Raw genomic sequence first — 18,405 nt, forward strand, 5'->3', positions numbered from 1 at the left:
CCATATGGGATATCAGCCAACAATGACGCGAGAGGAGCAACGTGGCTTCCGTATTTGTGCAGGCCGACGATTTCTCCGGCGCCGCCGAGGTTGGCTACTGCTTTGTGCAGCACGGCCTGTCCGCGCAGGTTCTGCTGGGGACGCACGACGCCGGCACCTCCTTCGCGGGACCCGTCACCAACGTGGTGGTGGCCGATACCCACTCCCGCGGACTACTTGAATCCGCCGCCGAAGTGCTTGCCAAGGACGCCTTCTCCGGTCCTGAGGCGTCCGGCGCGCAGGTGGCGTTCAAGAAGATCGACTCACTGTGGCGCGGGAACGTCCGCGCCGAGGTGGCCGGGCTGACCTCCCTGGGTTTCCACGCTGTTGTCGCGGGGGCACTCCCCCAGCTGCAGCGTTCGGTAGTAAACGGCCGGCCGCTGGTGGCAGGAACTCCCTTGGCTCAGACGGACCTGTGGCAGGCCGAGCTTTCGGCTCCGCCTGCTGACGTTCCGTCGCTGCTTCACCCGGAGGATCCGTCCTCCGTCCGCACACTCGATCTGGCCGTGGTCCGGCAAGGCTCACTGGCCGAGAAACTGGCCGGGCTGCTCGAGTCCGCACGTCCCACCCTGGTGGTGGCCGACGGCGAAACCGTCCAGGACCTCCGGCACGTGGTGGACGCCCTGCTGGAGTTGGACTTCCAGGCCGGAAACCGCCGCATCGTGCTGGTCGGTACCGGTGGAACGGCGGACGTCCTCGCGCAGCGCCTCGCCGCACAAACTGCGCGAAACACGCAAACCGGGACACGGACTGTACAGCCCACCGCAGAACCGCAGCAGACCGCCAGGCCGGTGCTCGCCGTCGTCGGCTCCGCATCCGGTACCGCGCAGGCGCAGCTGGCCCAACTGGAGGCGCGCGGCTTCACGGTGGTCAGGCTGCACCCGCAGTACGCCGGTGCGGCCGGAGCCTACGGGCCGCAGCTCGAGGAAACCAAGCAGGCGCTGAAGGCCGGCACCAACGTGGCCGTCACCCTGGCCGCGGGCAAAGTAGACCCGGCACGGGCCCAAAGCATTGTCCGGGCCCTGTCCACCTTCGCCGCCGAGGCAGCGAAGGCAACCACAGCTGACCTGATCCTCACCGGGGGTGAGACGGCGCGGGAAGTCCTGGACGCCGTCGGACTCCACAGCCTGGTGCCGCTCGCGGCCGTGCAGCACGGGGCGGTGCTCAGCCGTGCGGATGACGGGACGCTGGTGGGCACCAAGCCCGGCAGCTTCGGCGACGACCTGGCCCTCCTTCAGCTTTACGACGAAATCCGGGAGCGCCGCGGCCAGTCCGCACCGGCTCCCACCACTATCCTTCCCCCGCTAGACCAACCATCTGGAGCAGACATGACCACCGAAGCAGCAGCCAAGACCGAGCAGAACGAACTCCCCTACGTGGCCGTGACCATGGGCGACGGCGCCGGGGTGGGGCCGGAGGTGGTGGTGGCCGCCGTGCTGGATCCGCAGAGCAACGCCGAGTGCCGGCCCGTGGTGGTGGGCGACGCGCTGCGCCTGCGCCAGGCCGCGGAGGTCCTCGGGATCGAGGCGGACATCCAGAGCATTGGGAACGTGGAGGACGCGGTGTTCACGCCGGGCCGGGTGAACGTGATCGACCTGGCTCTGCTGCCGGAGGACCTGCCGTGGGGCCAGCTCTCGCCTGTGGCCGGGCACGCGGCGTACGAGTACATCCGGGTGGCCAGCGAGCTGGCGATGGCCGGGAAGGTGCAGGCTATCTGCACGGCGCCGCTGAACAAGGAGGCGCTGCACTCGGCCGGGCACATCTTCCCCGGGCACACCGAGCTGCTTGCGCACCTGACGGGCACGGAGGAAGTGTCCATGATGCTCTCCACGCCGAAGATCCGGGTGATCCACGTGACCACGCACATCGGGCTGATGGATGCCGTCCGTAAGATCAACCCGAACCTGGTGGAGCGCACCATCCGCCGCGGCCACGAAGCCCTGGTCCGGGCGGGCATCCCGAACCCGAAGATCGGCGTGTGCGCCATCAACCCGCACGCCGGCGAGGGCGGACTGTTCGGCCAGGGCGAGGAAGCCGAAAAGATTGAACCCGGCGTGAAGGCTGCGCAGGCTGCCGGGATCAACGCCGTGGGTCCGCTGCCGGCGGACACGCTGTTCTTCCTGGCAGGCCGGGGCGATTACGACCTGGTGGTGGCCATGTACCACGACCAGGGCCACGGGCCGGTGAAGGTCCTGGGCATCGAGGCCGGGGTGAACATCACGGTGGGCCTGCCGGTGATCCGCACGTCCGTGGACCACGGCACCGCGTTCGACATCGCCGGCAAGGCGATCGCGGATTCCCGGTCCATGGTGGAGGCGCTGCACCAGGCGGCGGAGATGGCCACCCGGCCCTCCGTCGCCGCGTAGGCGTCGCTGCGGGGACTTGGCGGGGGCCGGAACTAGCATGGTTACCACTGCCACGGGAAGGAGACCGGGAATGCTCAGCGCAAACGCGCGGCGCGAGGAGATCTACCACCTTGCCGTGACCACCGGCCTCGCCTCCGTGGAAGAGTTATCCGCCCGGTTCGAGGTGACCGCGTCCACTATCCGCCGGGACCTGGCGCTGCTGAACGGGCAGGGCCGGCTGGCCCGCACCTACGGCGGGGCCATGGCCCTGGGCGCGCACCCCGAGGCGTCGCTGCGGCAGCGCACGGGTGAGGCGTTCGAGCAGAAGCATGCGATCGCACGCTGGGCGGCGTCCGTGATCGTGCCCGGGGAGAACGTCCTGCTCGACGCCGGCTCCACCGTGGGTGCCCTGGCCCACGAACTGCGCGGCTTCGACAAGCTGTCGGTGACCACGCCGGGCATCAACACCATGCAGGAGTTGGCTGATTCCGAGGGCATAGAGGTGGACTGCTTGGGCGGCCGGCTGCGGAGCGTTTCGCAAAGTTTTGTAGGGCCCCTGGCCGAGGCGGCGCTGGAGCGTATGAGCTTTGACCGGGTGTTCCTGGGCGCCGACGCGGTCACTGCCGAGGACGGCATCTGCGAGGCCAGTCACGAGCAGACCCGCCTCAAGGAGCTCATGGCCCGGCGGGGCCGGGAAGTCTACGTGCTGGCGGACTCGTCCAAGCTCGGCCTGCGGCCGTTCCACGCGTGGGCCCGGCTTGCGTTGCCGTGGACCCTGGTGACGGACGACGGCGCCGACTCCGAGCAGGTGCAGAAGTTCCGGGACGCGGGGGTACAGGTTGAGGTGGCTGCGGTTCAGGGATAAGTACGGCCCGCCGACCAGGTGACGGTAGACACTCTGGACCTCGAGCACCAAGGCTGTGACTGCCACCTACCTACACGAAACCGGCAGGCCTCACCGAATGAAGTCCTCGAGCCATTCGGCGAAGTCCAGTGCCAGCGCATCCGCACCCGGGCGTGCGACAACCTGGACGGACAGGGGCAGGCCCTCGGATGACAACGCGACCGGCAGCGAAACAACGGGCGCGCCAACCATCGTCAAAGCCCTGCATTGGCCCATGATGTCCCAGCCAAAAATGGAGTGTCCGTCAATGTCCAGCTTTCCGGACACGTCGCAAGCAGGACCGCCAGCCACCGGCAGGAGGACGATGTCAGCGGTAGCGAAGACCGCCAGGTCCCGTCGTCGTGCCTGCTCGGATTCGGCAACAGCCGCGTCAAGTTCCCGTGCGCCAGTCTCCATGGAGCGCTGGATTGAGTCGAGGTTCGCCGGGAGAACCAGGTGCTCACGGCCGGCGACAGCCGCGGCATGATCAATCATCGGATCCATAGGGCGGAGTCGGTTATAGGCTGCCAGTGATCCCGCAAACAGATCCGGTACGTGCGTCAATGTCCGGAGCTCCGGCGCGATCTGCTCCGCCAATGAGGCGATCATCGCTGACACTTCACGCCGTACCGGCCCCAGTGCTGAACCGTCACTCCAAGCCACCGCAACGTTGCCGGGAACCGCAGGCAGGGTGCGAACGCCGGGACGCGTCTCCGAAAGCACTGCGAGCGCAGCTCTTAGGTCCCGCACTGACCGTGCGAGCGGGCCAATGACTTGAGTGGCGGCTTGCAGGCGGGCACCAGGCGGGGCCGGGTTGCCGCCTCCGTACCAGCCGCCAGCTCCCGGGACGATGCCCAGGTCCGGAACTGTACGCGGAGTGGGCCGCAGGGCGGTGATGCCCACGCATTGCCCCGGCCACCGCAATGATCCGCCGTAATCGGTGCCCAACCCGAGTGCCGATATGCCGGCAGCGACGGCGGCGGCTTCTCCCCCGCTCGAGCCGCCCGCCGTCGCGCCGGGAAACCGGGGGTTGAGCGCCCGGCCCCCGACGGCACTCTCGGTGATGGCACCGAACGCAAACTCGGGGCAGTTCGTTTTGCCAATCACCACGGCGCCCGCCTCCTGCAGGCGCCCCACAGCAGTGGCGGTGAAGGTGGCAACGTTTCCGGCGTAGGCGGCACTGCCGCCGGTCAGCCGCAACCCGGCTACGGCGATGACGTCTTTGACGCTGAGTGGAACACCTGCCAGCGGCCCGGGATCCTTCCCGCGGGCCCGACGGCGGTCCACCTCCCTTGCGGCAATGGCGGCCCTGTCCCAGTCCTCCTGGATAAACGCGCACAGATCGCGGGCTGCATCGGCCCGTGACCGAGACTCCCCCAAAACGTCCTCGGCGGAGATCTCACCGGTGCGGACTGCGGAGGCAAGCGCCGTGGCATCGCGAGGGGCAGTCTCCATGAGCCGAATGTATCAGGGGGAACTCGACCGAAGGACCGCCCTTCCCATGTTCGCTGTGCGAACTTTTGTGCGTGAAGTGAACTACAGGTATTCTGAAGGAAAGATCGTATGCCGCGCATCACATCTGGTGATAGGGCTCTTAGCCTGGGCGTGCGTCCATCTCCTTCCCTGATCAATGAGGATTACATGACAACTTCTCCTTCCCCGCGCGCATCACGATGGCCGGTCTGGCTCTGCTGGCTGGCCATGGTTTTGGACGGCTTTGACCTGGTGGTGCTCGGCACTGTCATCCCCACCCTTATCAAGACCGGCGAACTGGGCTTCGACGCGGTGGGCGCAACTTTGGTGGCAACTGTTTCCCTCGTCGGCGTCGGCGCAGGAGCATTGTTCATCGCCCCGTTGTCGGACCGCTTCGGGCGCCGGAAACTGATGGTTGCCTGCGTGCTCTGGTTCTCGCTTTTCACCCTCGCGGTAGCGTGGGCGCCCAGCGTGGCCGTGTTCGGCGTTTTCCGCTTCCTGGCCGGAGTGGGTCTGGGCGCCTGCCTTCCGGTCGCTCTTGCCTACATGAACGACTATGCGCCGGCGGGATCCGCAGGCAAGTCGACCACCCGCACCATGACCGGTTACCACGTCGGTGCGGTGGCAACGGCCTTCCTGGCCTTGATGGTCATCCCCGACTGGCGCACCATGTTCGTCGTCGGAGGTCTTGCAGGCCTTGTCCTCCTGCCGTTCCTTTGGTTCAAGCTGCCGGAAACCCTGCCGGCCGCACGGGCCGCAAAGACGGAGGAGCAAACGGGGTTCCGGGACCTGGCCAAGAAGCCCTACCCTTTGGTCGCCGTGGCGATCGCGGCCGCTTCCTTTATGGGACTCCTGCTCGTCTACGGCCTGAACACCTGGCTTCCGCAGCTCATGGCGTCCGCCGGATACCCTGTCAGCGCAGGGCTTTCCCTGCTCCTGGTCCTGAATCTTGGCGCCGTCGCCGGCCTCATCATTGCCGGCATCCTGGCGGACAAGCACGGTACCAAACCCATCGTGCTGCTCTGGTTCGGCCTGTCCGCGGCCTGCCTTGCCCTGCTGAGCATCAAGGTCGACAACGCAATCCTGCTCAACGCCCTCGTTTTCGTCACTGGTGTATTTGTCTTCAGTTCGCAGGTGCTCGTTTACGCCTGGGTGAGCCAGCTGTTCCCGGCCCGCCTGCGTGCAACTGCCCTCGGATTCGCTGCCGGGGTGGGCCGCGTGGGCGCCATCGCCGGGCCCGCCGTGACGGGCGGGCTGGTGGCAGCCGGCATCGCCTACCCCTGGGGGTTCTACATCTTCGCAGCAGCCGGCGCCCTCGCCGTGGTGGCCCTGGTGGCAGTGCCCCACGCCATTGCAAACACCAATCCCGCCCAGGAACGCGTCTAGCTAACCCTGCAGAAGTCGCAAGACGCTGGGGTACAGGTCCAGATGGCTCGGGTTAGGGGCTAAGTCCCGGTGGGTACGCTACTTCTACAACGAGTGAACCCTCAACGAAACGGACGGAACCACATGCACGCCGTGCTCGAATACACCTATGAGGACAACTACCTTCAAACCCGCGAGAAATACCGCTCGGTGCATCTCAAGGCGGCGTGGGAAGCAGTCGAACGGGGCGAGCTTCTGCTCGGTGGGGCCGTTGGCGACGGACCCTTCACTGGGTTGCTGATCTTCACCGGCGAGAACGCACTCGAGGCTGCAAGAGCTTTTGCAGCTGCCGATCCTTACGTCGAGGGCGGCGTGGTGAGCTCCTGGACTGCACGGCCATGGACAACGGTGGTGGGAAAAGAAGCGGCCTCACCCGTTCGCCCCTGAGCCCATCAACCCGGCCTCGCTTCAAGGCTGACCAGATGTGTGGTCATCGTCGAGGCCTATTCGGCGATGTCCTCCGCCCACAGGTCCGGGTTGTCAGCCTGGAATGTGCGCATCATGTCCATGCAGCGCTGGTCGTCCAGGACCACCACCTCAACTCCGCGTGACCGCAGGAGCTCCAGTTCGCCGTCGAACGTGTGGGCTTCCCCCACCACCACGCGGGGGATCTTGAACTGGATGATGGTCCCGGCGCACATGGCGCACGGGGCGAGGGTGGTGTAGAGCGTGGTGTCCCGGTAGCTCGTCTGCCGGCCGGCTGCGCGGAGCGCGGACATCTCTCCGTGCGCGATTGGATCGGCGTTCTGGACCCGTTCGTTGTGCCCGCTTGCAATCACCACGCCGTCCCGGGCGAGTGCCGCTCCGATGGGGATGCCGCCTTCCGCCAAGCTCTTCTGCGCAGACTGGTAGGAGGCCTCGAAAGCGGGGTGGTAGGCAACATGCGGTTCCGGCACAGTGAGTTGGTGCTGCTCGTGGGTCATGGCGCCATTGTTGCACGGGCTGTTTCTGATATTTGGATCTACCTAGGGCTCACCCGGCTAATCAATCAGCGTGGAAGCTCGGCAAAAACTGGGCCAAACCTGGGACACCGGCCAGCGTTTGGCCTATACGATGCTCTGGTCATCCGGGGCCACGGGCTTCCGGCGAACTGAAAATTGGGGGAACTCAATGCCGGAACTTGGCCGTATCTATTGGACCCGGCAGGGGCTTCGCCTGGCGTACTCAGCGGTGATGGTTTGGCTTGCCGTCGCGGTGATGTCGGCGCTCATGGCGAAGGCAACACCCGCTGTCGGCGCGGGGCCGTCCGCCGCCGCGGGGGTTCTGAGCGGCATGGTGGAGAACGTCGTCGCCACGGTTGCGCTCCCGGGTGTGGCCGCCGTCGTGCTGGGCATTGCTGCCGCGGTCATTACTGGCCGGGACGTCCGGCGCCGGGACCCGGTCCGGCGCTTCACCCGGCAGCAGCGCCGAGAGGGGATTGCCCGATCCGGCGGGCAGTGTGAGATGGAGGCCGGTTTCGGCCGCCGTTGTTCCCGTCCCGCCGAGCACGGGGACCACTTCTACCCGTGGTCCAAGGGTGGATCCACCAGCATCCAAAACTTCGTGGCTGCCTGTGCCAGGTGCAACCGCGCCAAGGGCGCGAAGATCCCGTCGCCCGGCCAGCAGGAAAGGCTGGAACGACGACGACGGGACTACCTGCCGCCGTCGTCCTCCGTCAGCGTAGGGGAACGGCAGTCGCTGCCCTGACTGATTCTTCTACGGAACCCCGGCCGCCTGCTCCGCTGTCTGCAGGGCCTGGGAGAAACGGTCAACGGCGAGCCTATAGTTAGCCGGGTTACCCGCGGTTCGCTCCTGGTCCGCGGCGCGCATAGCCCTGATCATGGCCGATGTTGCCGGGGCCGAGGCATCGCACATCGCCGGGTAATCGAACTGTTTCTGCGGATCCACCTCGTAGCTGAGCCAGCGGCGTTTCAGCAGATCGTGGCGGGCAGCGGTCCGCCCGTATTCCTGCACGTCGGCCAAGGAAAGGTGGGCCAACACCTCGGCGTTCGCTCCCACCACCGGGGACACGACTCTGACGGCCTCGGAGTGGCGGCCAAGGGCTTCTTCAGTCCCCAAAGCGGAAGGCGTACCCTCCTTCTGAGCAAACTCGACGTTGAACTTGTAGGCCTGGATCTCCGCCGGCGTCATGGAGTCCAGCTCGTGGGGAGATTTCCTGCCAACAGCGCTGGAGCCGCGCCGGGCGGCAACGCTGCTCCGCGGGACCGGGTACAGGTACTTTCCACCGAAGAACCCGGCAGCCACTGCACCCAAAAACAGCCAGGAAGGAGAGTCAGCTGAAGCTGTGACCACGGCTGCGCCCACCGTGGATGCGGCCTGGCCGCCGGTGACCAGCACTTTGGTGCGGCCAATCCTGTACACCTTGCGGGGACGCTCCAGCTGCTTCTCATGAAATGCTTTGAGTTTGGCAGCCCATTCGCCGGCGTTGCTCAACAGTGATGCTCCTCGGTGATGATGACGGCGACAACCGCCGTCAACGCGGACACCGGAGTCGTGCTGCTGCTCGGTCTTGCCGCGGTCCACCAGACACCGGTGTAGGACTTGACCGGTACGGCCTCCCCTTCCACCAACAATATCTTGCGGTGGGCCAGCCCGGCTCCTTGACCTGCCTCAGCCCAGGTACTGGTCCAATTCACTGTATTGCCCACCTCAAATCGGCACACGCATCCGCAACGGACGCTATTTTCGCCCGGAAGGCTCGCCCGTGGTGGGGGTGCTGGCACCGCCTTCGGAACTGGTTGTTATTGTCGCCTCGAGCGATCCCATCATGGCTTGCAGTTGTACGTACTCGCTGGATGAGGTGTATGCCTTCGCCTCGGTCATCGTTCGAAAGTGTCGTTGGGCAGCAAAAGTAATGGGCCGGAGGGGGCTGTCTTTTGCATGCGTATCAATTCCAGCGAGAGTCTGGAAGTGAAAGGGGTCCTCTGCAGGAGTATCAGACGGGTTGCCAACAACACCGACGATCAACCGCACATTGTCCTCCCACCCGTTCGCCTGCTGAAGGTCCTTTCGGGATGTAAGGTCCATGGCCTTGGTCTGAACGGCGTAAGTTTTTTCGCCGAGCGTTCCGCGCCCCGGGACTTCTCCAAGGTAAGTAACGTCCATATCTGCGCAGATTCTGTCGCAGGGGCCAATGGAAAAAACCGGGCGAACCTCTAAAGAGGCAATTTCTACGTTTGCCTCGTTGGTAATAACAAAGGGGCCGCCCTCCTGGTTGTCTGGACCACGGTTTGTCACGGTCCAGGAAGCCGGGTATTGGAACGAAAAGGCCACATCGAACGCTACGCCGTTGAAGGTTGCCCCGGGAGCAGTTGGACTCGGACTTGCGGCACTCTCCGTAGGGGCGGCCGACTCGCTCATGACCAATCCTGTTGCACTTTCCGACGGCTCCGGCACTGGCCCTGCCGTGCACGCTGTCAGGAGTGAAGCTATCGCGAGATTGAGGACAATTGCTTTCATGGCGGCTGGCAAAATTGCACTGCGTTGTACATTCATGGCGCCTCTTCCGTGAACCGTTCGGGGTGAGCTTTGAATAGCATCTACCTACCCCGGCTGTTATGGACTGACCGCCACGCCCGTCAGTGTGTGTTGGTCCTCCTTGCGCAGCGCCGCCAACACATCCACCCATTGCGTACCTCCGCTTCGGGCGTATGGTTTCAGCATGGAACCGATTCGGGCCATCCTGCTTCCCGGTGCAGTGCTCCCCGCCGACCTGGCCTACACGCCCCTGGTTGAAGCCCTTGGGCACAACGTGCAGGCCGTTCCCAAGGAACTCGAGCTGTACAAGGACGAGGAACCGCCCGCCGGCTGGACCCTGGACACCGAAGTGGAGGGCGTCCTGCGGGAAGCCGACGCACGGGGCTGGCAGACGTTCCACCTCGTGGGCTATTCCGGTGGCGGCGCGGCCGCGCTGGCCTTCGCTGCCAAACATCCCGAACGGCTGCAGAGCCTGGCCCTGCTGGAACCGGCCTGGGCCGGCCACTGGGACTGGAGCCACGCCTACACCGAACACCGGAGCGAGTACCAGGAGCTGGAGGCGCTCCCGCCGGAGCAGTTCATGCCCGCCTTCATGAGGCTGCAGGTGAGGCCCGACGTCGTCCTCCCGCCACAGGAACAAACTCCCCCGCCGCCGTGGATGGCTCGGCGCCCTGCCGGAGTGCGGGCGTTCCTACAGGATTTCAAGAACTACCACCTGGACAGGTCGCGGCTGGCCGCCTTCAGCAATCCGGTGTTCTTTGCCCTCGGCGGCCTGAGCCATCCGGACGAATACGGAGAGCTGGCATCCCGGCTGGCCCGGGTCTTTTTCCCCGACTTCCATCTGGAGGTCTTTCCCAGGCGCCACCACTTCGACCCGCCGCACCGGATGGAGCCGGAACGCCTGGCCGAGGGGCTTCGCCGGCACTGGGCCTCAGCGGAAGGACAGCGCGAACCGCAGCACGAGGCGACAGAATCCCAGGCCCACTGAATGCAGCAAACCCCGCTGGACTACCGGACGGCGTTGTAGGTGTTCACCCGGCCGTTGGCCCAGAAGGTGCCTGTGCCGGGAATCTTGTCGGCGGACGATTGCACCTTGGCGCGGATGGTGGCGGCCGTTGTATCAGGATTGGTGCTCCAGGCCAGTGCGGCACTCGTCGGCTGTGGAAGCGGTGACCACCGCGTCCTGTTCCGCGTACTCCACCGCCGGATTCCGGTTCAGGGCTTCAATAAGCTGCCTGCCCCCCCTCTGGTGACGCCCCACCCGCGGCGAGCGCCGCCGTCGTACTTCAAAGCCACCAAACCACAACAACCGGCGGGACGCCGGCGGGGAGCCGGGTCTGTTTGCGGGTGCCATTGTGCGGCCCTTGGGCGAACGGTACGATGCTGGCGGGGAGAGGTCCTGGTCTGGGATGACGAGCGTTAGGGGCCCTTCCGATGACCGACTTCTTCACCATGCAGCCCGGCGAAACCGCTGCTCCCCTGCCGCCGGGGCCCGTCTTGTGCACCGGGACGGCGGGCATGCGCCGCATTCACCGCTTTTTCCTGTGGGCGTATGACGAGGCGCCCGGACTGGTGCGCTCAGTGCGTGCCGGCGACACTGCCCGCGCCGCGTACGTGGGGGAAGTCCTCGGCAACTTCGACAAGGTGCTCCATATCCACCACGAGGGCGAGGACGTGCTCCTGTACCCGCAGCTGGGGCAACGGGCGCCTGCGTGCGCGCTGCATGTGGCGCAGATGCTTGAGCAACACCGGCAGGTCACTCTACGGCTCGACAACATTGAGCCGGTCCGCCTGCGCTGGATGGCGACGGCGGACGAAGAGTCGGGCGCGGACCTCGCCGCGCGCTATGAGGAGCTGTCGGGAGTCCTCAAGGTGCACCTACGCCGCGAGGTCACCGAGGTCATGCCCGTCGCGGACAGGGTGATGACCGAGGAGGAGATGAACGGGCTGGGGCAGCACAGCATTGAGCAGTTCGACAAGAAGTTCCTGATCACCTATCTGGGGATGGTGCTGGCCACTAATCCGCCTGCGGACCGGAAGGAACTGTTCAAGGAAATCCCTGCGCCCGTCCGCCTTGGCTACCGCCTCATCGGGCGCCGGATGTACCGGAAGCAGTACGCAACGCTCTTCCCCGGACGCGCCATTCCCGAGACGCTATAGTCCGGGCCGGCTGAATCCGTTGGCTACTCCGGGAGACGGGCACCATGGCAACAACCCCCAGTGACAAGACCACGCTGCGGGTGACCGGCGTGCTGTTCGTGGTGAGCGCGCTGGCGTTCGCCGCGGCCGCCACCGTCCTGTCGGCGACGTTCGACTGGCCGGACATCCTGCGGGAACCTGCCGGTGTTGTGCTGCCCGCTTTCGAGGCTGGCGGAGCGGGGCTGGTGTGGACCTGGTTCGCCACTGCCTGGACCTACGGTCTTCTGGCGATACCCGTACTGCTGCTGCCCGCGGCGCTGGGCCTCCCCGACCATCCGGCGCTGCGGGTGGGCACCTGGGTCGGCGCCGCCTCGGTTCTCTTGTCGCTGATCGGGTTCCTGCGGTGGGTGTTCGTCGTCCCGCCCCTGGCAGCGTCGTACGTGGCAGGCGATGCCACCGGACGCGCCGCGGTGGATGCCGCCTGGACTGCCCAGCACCAGTTCGGCGGAGCGCTGCTGGGCGAACATCTGGGCCAACTGCTGGTCATCGCTTGGTCGGTCACCCTCAGCGTGGTCATCCTGCGCACCCGGGTCTTGCCGCGCTGGCTCGGGGCGGTCGGGCTCGTGGTCAGCCTCCTCTACCTCCTGAACCAGGGCGATATCCTTGCCACCGCCGTCCCCGGTTTTCCGGTGTGGGATCTCGCTGGTCTGCTCGGCAGCACCGGCTGGGGATTGTGGGTGGCGGCGCTGGGCGTCTGCATCGTGGTCCGCTCCGGGCGGGGCGGACCCACTGCCCGCGCCAGCGCTCCCGCTGAAGGCGTCGTCTGAGACCTCAGGCGCAGGATGACGTTCTGTCGTGGCGCCCGACTCTGACAGCGCATGGGGCGAGGCCATCGAAGTGAAGTAGCTGCATTCTGCTGCGAGCCGCCAGGTTTGAAACAATAAACAAGGCAGCATCCAGCAACCGAAGGGGCACGTCACGATGACCGGCAACCAGACGCGTGGCAGCCGGCACCGCACCGGTCGGCCGCTTTTGGGTCTCTTCCTACTCGGAGCGCTCGCAGCCGTGCTGGCACTCCTCGGGCCCGGCTTACTCAATGGATTGCGCACTGCGGACGGCTCGCTGGTGCTGCGCCCGGAGTGCGTCGTCGAAACCTCGGACGGGGAGGTGGGACTCGATCGTGATGCAGCGAAGCGGGCCACCACAGCGGTGTCGCTCCTCGCCCGGGGGATGGCAGCCCCGGACACCACGGGCATCGACGCCGCGGTGTTGCAGCGGCTGGCCGACGGGCCGCCCGGAGACGCCGGTCCTGCCCTGGCCTGCCGAGGCTCCGCCGCCAGCGACCTGCAGGAACAGCAGGCGGGTGCCGCCGGCCTGACACCGCGCGCCGAGCAGTTGCGTGCGGCGATGAGCGAGGTGTTTGGCGAGCAAAGCCTGGGCGGGTTCGCGCCGGCGGGCGTGGATCAGGGGCACGGAGCTGACTCGACGCACTACGACGGCCGGGCAATCGACGTCTTCTTCCGCCCCGTGACCGAGGAGAACCGGCGCCAGGGCTGGATACTCGCGCACTGGCTTGTCGCTCACGCCGAGGACCTGGACATTCAATACGTCATATTCGACGATCGGTTCTGGAGCGCGCACAGCTCCCGGGGGCAATGGCGGGACTACGACGCACCTGAACCCGGCAATGAGATCCTTCGTCACCTCGACCATGTCCACGTAGACGTGCTGGGCGGAAGTCCCGGCTAAGCTGCCCGGCGACGCCGGCCCAGCGCCCGGGCACCGGCTTCCGCTTGTCCAACAAACGCGTCGGACGTTGAAGTAGGCTGGAGACCCCCGGACCACCACCACAAAGCGAGGGAAAAACGTGCACCAGGACGCCGCCCGGTTCCTATCCCAGCCAGTGGCTGCCCAGCCGGGCGCGCCCCTCCGTGTCGCGGTGTACTCGCGGATCGCCGAAGCCGTTCGCAACGGCCTCCTCACCCCCGGCTCCATGATCCCCACCGAAACCGAACTCGGCACGGACATGAAAGTCAGCCGAACAGTGGTCCGCGAAGCCCTTATGCTGCTCGAGGAGGACGGGCTCATCAGGGCGCGGCGCGGCGTCGGACGCTTCGTCTCGGACACGCTCCCCCGCATCGGCATCGAACGCATCCAGCCCTTCGAGGACGTCCTCGGCAGCCCCGGCCAGCAGGTTGAGGTCAAGCGCACCCAAGTGGTCCGGCAGGCCGCCTCCGAATTCGTCGCCCCCGGCATCGGCGTCGAGCCCGGCACCGACTGCTGGCTCTGGGAATCGGTCCTGATCCGCGACGGCGAGGCCATCGCCCACCTGCAGGAGAACGTGACCGCCGAGCTGGTCAGCGTCGGCAAGGGCGCCGCGGCGCCCCTTGAGATAAACGACGACGGCGGCGCCACCCTGCTTGCCACGCTCAACAAGCAGCTGGGCAGGTTGGCCGGGCCGGGCGAGTGCCAGATCAGCCTCAGCCAGGTGGGTCCCAGCCGGGCGAAGCTGCTGGACCTGCGCCCGTCGGACCCGGTCTTGGTCCTCACCCAGTACGTCCGGAACGGCAACCGGCCCTTCTACCTCGCCAAGTGCCTGGTGTCAGCCAAGGCCGGGCACCTCTCGGTGATGCAGCAGTTCCAGTCCTGAACCCGCCCGCCACCGAGTCTTGATAGAGACCTGTTGCAATTCGGGTTGCTACGTCGATGCGCCGGTTTCGTGGCTGGCGTCATTAGGATGGGGCCATGCCGGCTTCCTCCGCCCCTGATGTAGCGTCAACCCCTTCTGCAATCGTCACGACGCAGCTCGGGCCCCATGCTCTTGTCCATGCAGATATGGTGGCCTTCGCCGGGGCAGGTCTGCGCGGCGAAAATGACGGGCCCTGCATCCTGCGCGTTGTGCCACTTCTTCACGTGGCGGGACGAAAAGGACGGCGTGTCGTTGTAGTCGGCCATAGCCTTGTGGCCGTTCACACCGAGGAAGATGTCGTAGTTCAGTCCTTCGTTACCAACTGTTGGGAGGAGGGCTCAGCGGAAGGTGAATTCCTGCGGTTAGACGTGGAAACGCTTCATGAGAGCGAAGCGGCCAAGAAGGCAATCTGCTCGTTTGAACAACGTCTGCCGCCGTGGCCTGAGACGACAACCCCTTTTGACGCCGAGATGCACGCGGCTAAGCACGCCAAGGCCCTTGCAGAGTTGTCGCGCAACTCGGTCGCAAGCGTGAGGGAAATCCGCTACGACCTGGAACACCGCTTAGCCCAATTCAGCAGCAAGTGCCTCCCGACATCGAGCAGCACGCCGATTGTTGCGTCGCTGCTCGAACTGAGCATTATCTGCGGACGGGCCGCGGACGAAGCACGGGAAGCTGTACGTGAAGGCCTGTGGCTGCACCTTTCGGATTCCAACGCCTACCACTCCTATCGGCGACTGCAAGACCCTTCAATCATCAACCAGGCTGAGCCCGCCACCTCTGCCACCCGCACCTGGATGCGGCTTCACGACGCTGGCGTCCGGCAGTGCATGGAAATGCGCAAGCAGTTGGACGCCGAGGCGGGTTCGGCCAGGAATCTGATGGCTGCCGCCGCCAGCGTCTCTAACTCGAGGGAGGCAGACGGCCAATCGGCATTCAATACCCTTGCCGCGGTGGTATCACTCGGACTGGGAATTCCGGCCCTCGTTTTGGCATTGTACGGAGCTGACAGGCTACTTCCCCTCAATACTCAGCCCCGCCAACTGGCGTTTATTCCGGTGGCCATCGGGCTGCTCCTGGCGGCGGTGATTGCGATCTGGCGGGCTCCGAAGGGACGATCCGGTTGGATTTGGGTTGTCGCGGCGATCGGCATCATTGCTCTTCTGCTGAGTCTGCTTGTTGTAGCAGGGCTGCTCGCGCCCGACTCGTAACCGCAAATCGAGAAGGAGCCGCCGGGAAGGGCTCAGCCAACGGAGACCGGCACCGCTCCCGAGTTTTTGTCCAGCTATGTGGACTTGAACCGTCCGGAACCCTGTATAGCTGGACAAAAACTCCCAGAGGGTGGGCGGGCCGTCAGGCGACCGACCCTGCTGAGGCAAGTGGCGCCGTCGGACTCAGCCCAACACCAAGCAGCGTCTCCACCAGGTGCGGCGCGAAGTCCTCCTCGAGCGAGAGCACCACCCGGCACCGCGCCCCCGCCACCGGAGGATAGCCCGCATACAGCCCCCGGAGGTCACAGATGGTCTGCCCGCGGCCCGGCCCGTCGGAGGTGTCGACGGCGGCACGCACCACGGGTGCAACAGCAGCCTTCACGGCACCGACGGCAAGCGCAGCCGCCAACGGATCGTGCATGGCTGAGCAGGGCCGGCCGTAGATGCCCTCGTAGAACCGGAAGTAGTAGCCCAGCATCTCCCCCAGCGCCCGCGGCACCGGCGCAGAAGACAACAACAGCTCCTGCCGGTGCGACTCCTCCAGCACAGACGCCATGGTCACGTCCAGCGGCACCAGCGTCACGTCCCAATGGGCGGCCAGCACCAGGGCGGCGGCCTCGGGGTCGTACCAGATGTTCGCCTCGGCCACCGGCGTGATGTTCCCGGGCGCCAGGGCCGCCCCGCCCATCACTGTCACCGACTCCACCAGGGACGGAAGAGTAGGTTCGAGCCGGAGGGCCTCGGCAATATTGGTCAGCGGCCCGATGGCGAGCACCTTCAAAGAACCCGGATACAAACGGGCCAACCGCACCAGCATCTCAGCCGCGCTCTCGGACTCAACGGAAGCAGCCGCCGTCGTAAGCGTTACCCCGCCGATCCCGTTCTCGCCGTGCACCCACGGCGCCCCGCCGGCGAAGGAACCGGCAAGGGGGTCGTGCGCACCAACGGCAACGGGAACGTGCGAGGAGCCGGCAAGCGCCAGCAGGTCCAGGGTGTTGCGGGCGCCGGCGGCGGCGCTGACGTTGCCGCTGACGGTCCCGATGCCGACCACGTCAGCAAAAGGAGAGGCCAGCAGGTAGGCCAGGGCGAGGGCGTCGTCGATGCCGGTGTCGCAGTCCAGGTAGAACGGGGCGGGCGTGGTCATGGTGGTTCTCCTACAGTAAATGGGAGTTAGAGGGTCTCGCCCTTGGGGGCGGCGACGAAGAGGCTGACGATGAACGCGGCGGCGGTGATGGCCACCGAGATCCAGAGGGCGGTGGCGTACCCGGCGGCGGTGGCCTGGGCGGCGATCGGCGCCACGAGGACGACGCCGAGGCTCGCCCCGATGCCGAAGGAGGCACCGTTGATGCCGGGCAGGGCAGCCGGGGCTTCCTTGGGTGACAGGAGCACCGAGAGCCCGTTGATGGCGGTGAGGAAGAAGCCGTTGTAGAAGATGCCCAGGGCCGCGATGGCGATCAGCACCGCAATCTGGCTATCGGAGAAGGTGGCGGCGGCGGTGGCGCAGGCCAGGCTGAGCCCCGTGCCGAACCGGAGCGTTTTGATCCAGCCGCGGCGGTCAGCCAGCCATCCCGCCAAAGGCGCAGCGAACACGCCGATCAAAGCGGCGGGGGTGAGGAACAGCAGGGCTGAGATGGAGGCGGTGAGTCCGAACCCGCCGTCGGGGTCCTGGCTGAGCAGCACCACGGTGAAGTTGATGATGGCGAAGATGCCGGCCAGGGTGAGGACGGTGGTGGCGATGACCGGCCACACCTGGCGGGAGCGCAGGTGGTGGACGGCGATCAGCGGGTGGCTGCGGCGTTTTTCGATGATCCAGAAGGCGGCGAAGGACGCGATGGTGCCGGCCAGCAGGGCCAGGGTGCTGGGTGCGGTCCAGCCTGCCGCCGAGCCGCCGGAGACGAAGTAGGTGGTGAACACCAGGAACAGCGAGAGGGAGCCGGCGCCCCACCAGTCCATGGCGCCGCGCACGCCCTGCGGCCGTCCCGCCGGGACGATTTTGATGATGCAGGCGGCGGCGATGGCGGTGAGGACCAGGACCACGGCGAAGATGGACCGGAAGCCGAGGGTCTCGGCCATGAGTCCGCCCACGTAGCCGTCCACGCCGCCCACTCCCCCGTTGATGGCGGCGATGATGCCCACGGAGGTGCCGAAGACTTTGGCCTGCAGGTTTTCGCTGAGCACGATGTAGGCCAGGGCGAAGACGGCGCTGGAGACGCCCTGCAGGAACCGGCCGGTGACCAGCAGCGGCAGGGTGGGGGCGGTGATGCAGAGGATGGTGCCGGCGCCCATGATGCCGAGGACCAGGAGCAGGGCGGCGCGGCGGCCGATGAAGTCGCTCCACCGGCCGATCACGGGCCCTGCGATGGCGCCGGCCAGGAAGAACATGGACTGGACGGGGGCGGCGCTGTCCGCACCCTGGCCGAATTCGGCGGCGATCTGCGGCAGTGCAGGGGTGACCATGCTGGCGTTGAGCTGGAAGGACAGCACGCCGAGCAGCAGGGTGGAGATCAGCAGGGCGGCGCGGCGGCCGGCGAATTTGGTTTCGTCGGGAAGTACGACGGCGGAGGCGGCTTCCGCGGAAGGCGCGGCGGCCGCCGGGGTTGGGGTGTTCACATCAAACTCCTTTGTTCTGCAGGCTGGTCCTGCGCTTGGGATGTGAATTGTTATACAACCACGTATGACACACAAGTACAACTATGGACTACACTATTTCTCAACTCGGCCGCT

At 66.2% G+C, this 18,405-nt stretch carries 17 protein-coding genes; 11 read left to right on the top strand and 6 right to left on the bottom strand.

The window, feature by feature from the left end; genetic code table 11:
* The first annotated feature begins 41 nt into the window (after positions 1-41).
* Positions 42-2,405, top strand: coding sequence for a 4-hydroxythreonine-4-phosphate dehydrogenase PdxA (gene pdxA / locus ACFVYC_RS19330; protein WP_387553299.1), 2,364 nt, complete (start codon positions 42-44; stop codon positions 2,403-2,405).
* Between the two features lie 70 nt (positions 2,406-2,475).
* On the top strand, positions 2,476-3,249 hold the full coding sequence (locus ACFVYC_RS19335) for a DeoR/GlpR family DNA-binding transcription regulator (protein ID WP_387553301.1): 774 nt from the start codon (positions 2,476-2,478) through the stop codon (positions 3,247-3,249).
* Between the two features lie 90 nt (positions 3,250-3,339).
* Here the strand turns inward: ACFVYC_RS19335 and ACFVYC_RS19340 are convergent, their stop codons facing one another.
* Complete coding sequence (locus tag ACFVYC_RS19340; protein ID WP_387553303.1) at positions 3,340-4,722, bottom strand: amidase; 1,383 nt, start codon at positions 4,720-4,722, stop codon at positions 3,340-3,342.
* Positions 4,723-4,908: 186 nt separating this feature from the next.
* Here ACFVYC_RS19340 and ACFVYC_RS19345 point away from each other — a divergent pair, with 186 nt between their 5' ends.
* Both ACFVYC_RS19345 and ACFVYC_RS19350 read left to right on the top strand, forming a co-directional pair.
* The gene (locus ACFVYC_RS19345; protein WP_387553305.1) at positions 4,909-6,126 is read left to right on the top strand and encodes an MFS transporter; all 1,218 of its coding nucleotides are present in this window, start codon (positions 4,909-4,911) and stop codon (positions 6,124-6,126) included.
* Positions 6,127-6,249: 123 nt separating this feature from the next.
* Positions 6,250-6,552 (top strand): YciI-like protein, encoded by a 303-nt coding sequence (locus tag ACFVYC_RS19350; RefSeq protein WP_387553369.1) that lies wholly within the window; start codon positions 6,250-6,252, stop codon positions 6,550-6,552.
* A gap of 56 nt (positions 6,553-6,608) precedes the next feature.
* Here ACFVYC_RS19350 and ACFVYC_RS19355 read toward each other — a convergent pair whose 3' ends face one another.
* Positions 6,609-7,088 (bottom strand): nucleoside deaminase, encoded by a 480-nt coding sequence (locus ACFVYC_RS19355; protein ID WP_387553307.1) that lies wholly within the window; start codon positions 7,086-7,088, stop codon positions 6,609-6,611.
* 187 nt (positions 7,089-7,275) lie between these two features.
* On the opposite strand from ACFVYC_RS19355, the gene ACFVYC_RS19360 reads away from it, so the two are divergent.
* Positions 7,276-7,851 carry an HNH endonuclease gene (locus ACFVYC_RS19360; protein WP_387553309.1) on the top strand — a complete coding sequence of 192 codons (576 nt, stop codon included), beginning with the start codon at positions 7,276-7,278 and terminating at the stop codon, positions 7,849-7,851.
* A gap of 9 nt (positions 7,852-7,860) precedes the next feature.
* Here ACFVYC_RS19360 and ACFVYC_RS19365 read toward each other — a convergent pair whose 3' ends face one another.
* Positions 7,861-8,598 (bottom strand): hypothetical protein, encoded by a 738-nt coding sequence (locus tag ACFVYC_RS19365; RefSeq protein ID WP_387553311.1) that lies wholly within the window; start codon positions 8,596-8,598, stop codon positions 7,861-7,863.
* Positions 8,599-8,844: 246 nt separating this feature from the next.
* Positions 8,845-9,525, bottom strand: coding sequence for a hypothetical protein (locus ACFVYC_RS19370; protein ID WP_387553313.1), 681 nt, complete (start codon positions 9,523-9,525; stop codon positions 8,845-8,847).
* 301 nt (positions 9,526-9,826) lie between these two features.
* Here ACFVYC_RS19370 and ACFVYC_RS19375 point away from each other — a divergent pair, with 301 nt between their 5' ends.
* The 6 genes from ACFVYC_RS19375 (at position 9,827) to ACFVYC_RS19400 (ending at position 15,681) form a co-directional block, all read left to right on the top strand.
* Positions 9,827-10,630 carry an alpha/beta fold hydrolase gene (locus ACFVYC_RS19375; protein WP_387553315.1) on the top strand — a complete coding sequence of 268 codons (804 nt, stop codon included), beginning with the start codon at positions 9,827-9,829 and terminating at the stop codon, positions 10,628-10,630.
* A gap of 446 nt (positions 10,631-11,076) precedes the next feature.
* Positions 11,077-11,802, top strand: a complete 726-nt coding sequence (locus tag ACFVYC_RS19380; protein WP_387553317.1) for a hemerythrin domain-containing protein — start codon at positions 11,077-11,079, stop codon at positions 11,800-11,802.
* Positions 11,803-11,846: 44 nt separating this feature from the next.
* Complete coding sequence (locus ACFVYC_RS19385) at positions 11,847-12,608, top strand: DUF4386 domain-containing protein (protein WP_387553318.1); 762 nt, start codon at positions 11,847-11,849, stop codon at positions 12,606-12,608.
* A gap of 154 nt (positions 12,609-12,762) precedes the next feature.
* On the top strand, positions 12,763-13,530 hold the full coding sequence (locus ACFVYC_RS19390; protein WP_387553320.1) for a hypothetical protein: 768 nt from the start codon (positions 12,763-12,765) through the stop codon (positions 13,528-13,530).
* 118 nt (positions 13,531-13,648) lie between these two features.
* The gene (locus ACFVYC_RS19395) at positions 13,649-14,431 is read left to right on the top strand and encodes a GntR family transcriptional regulator (RefSeq protein ID WP_387553322.1); all 783 of its coding nucleotides are present in this window, start codon (positions 13,649-13,651) and stop codon (positions 14,429-14,431) included.
* 95 nt (positions 14,432-14,526) lie between these two features.
* Positions 14,527-15,681, top strand: a complete 1,155-nt coding sequence (locus ACFVYC_RS19400; protein ID WP_387553324.1) for a hypothetical protein — start codon at positions 14,527-14,529, stop codon at positions 15,679-15,681.
* Positions 15,682-15,823: 142 nt separating this feature from the next.
* Here ACFVYC_RS19400 and ACFVYC_RS19405 read toward each other — a convergent pair whose 3' ends face one another.
* Positions 15,824-16,825 carry a nucleoside hydrolase gene (locus tag ACFVYC_RS19405; RefSeq protein ID WP_387553326.1) on the bottom strand — a complete coding sequence of 334 codons (1,002 nt, stop codon included), beginning with the start codon at positions 16,823-16,825 and terminating at the stop codon, positions 15,824-15,826.
* A gap of 26 nt (positions 16,826-16,851) precedes the next feature.
* Entirely contained in the window at positions 16,852-18,291 is a 1,440-nt protein-coding gene (locus tag ACFVYC_RS19410; RefSeq protein ID WP_387553328.1) for an MFS transporter, read from the bottom strand.
* Positions 18,292-18,405 lie beyond the last annotated feature (114 nt).

The organism is Pseudarthrobacter sp. NPDC058329, assembly GCF_042879835.1.
GTDB lineage: Bacteria > Actinomycetota > Actinomycetes > Actinomycetales > Micrococcaceae > Arthrobacter.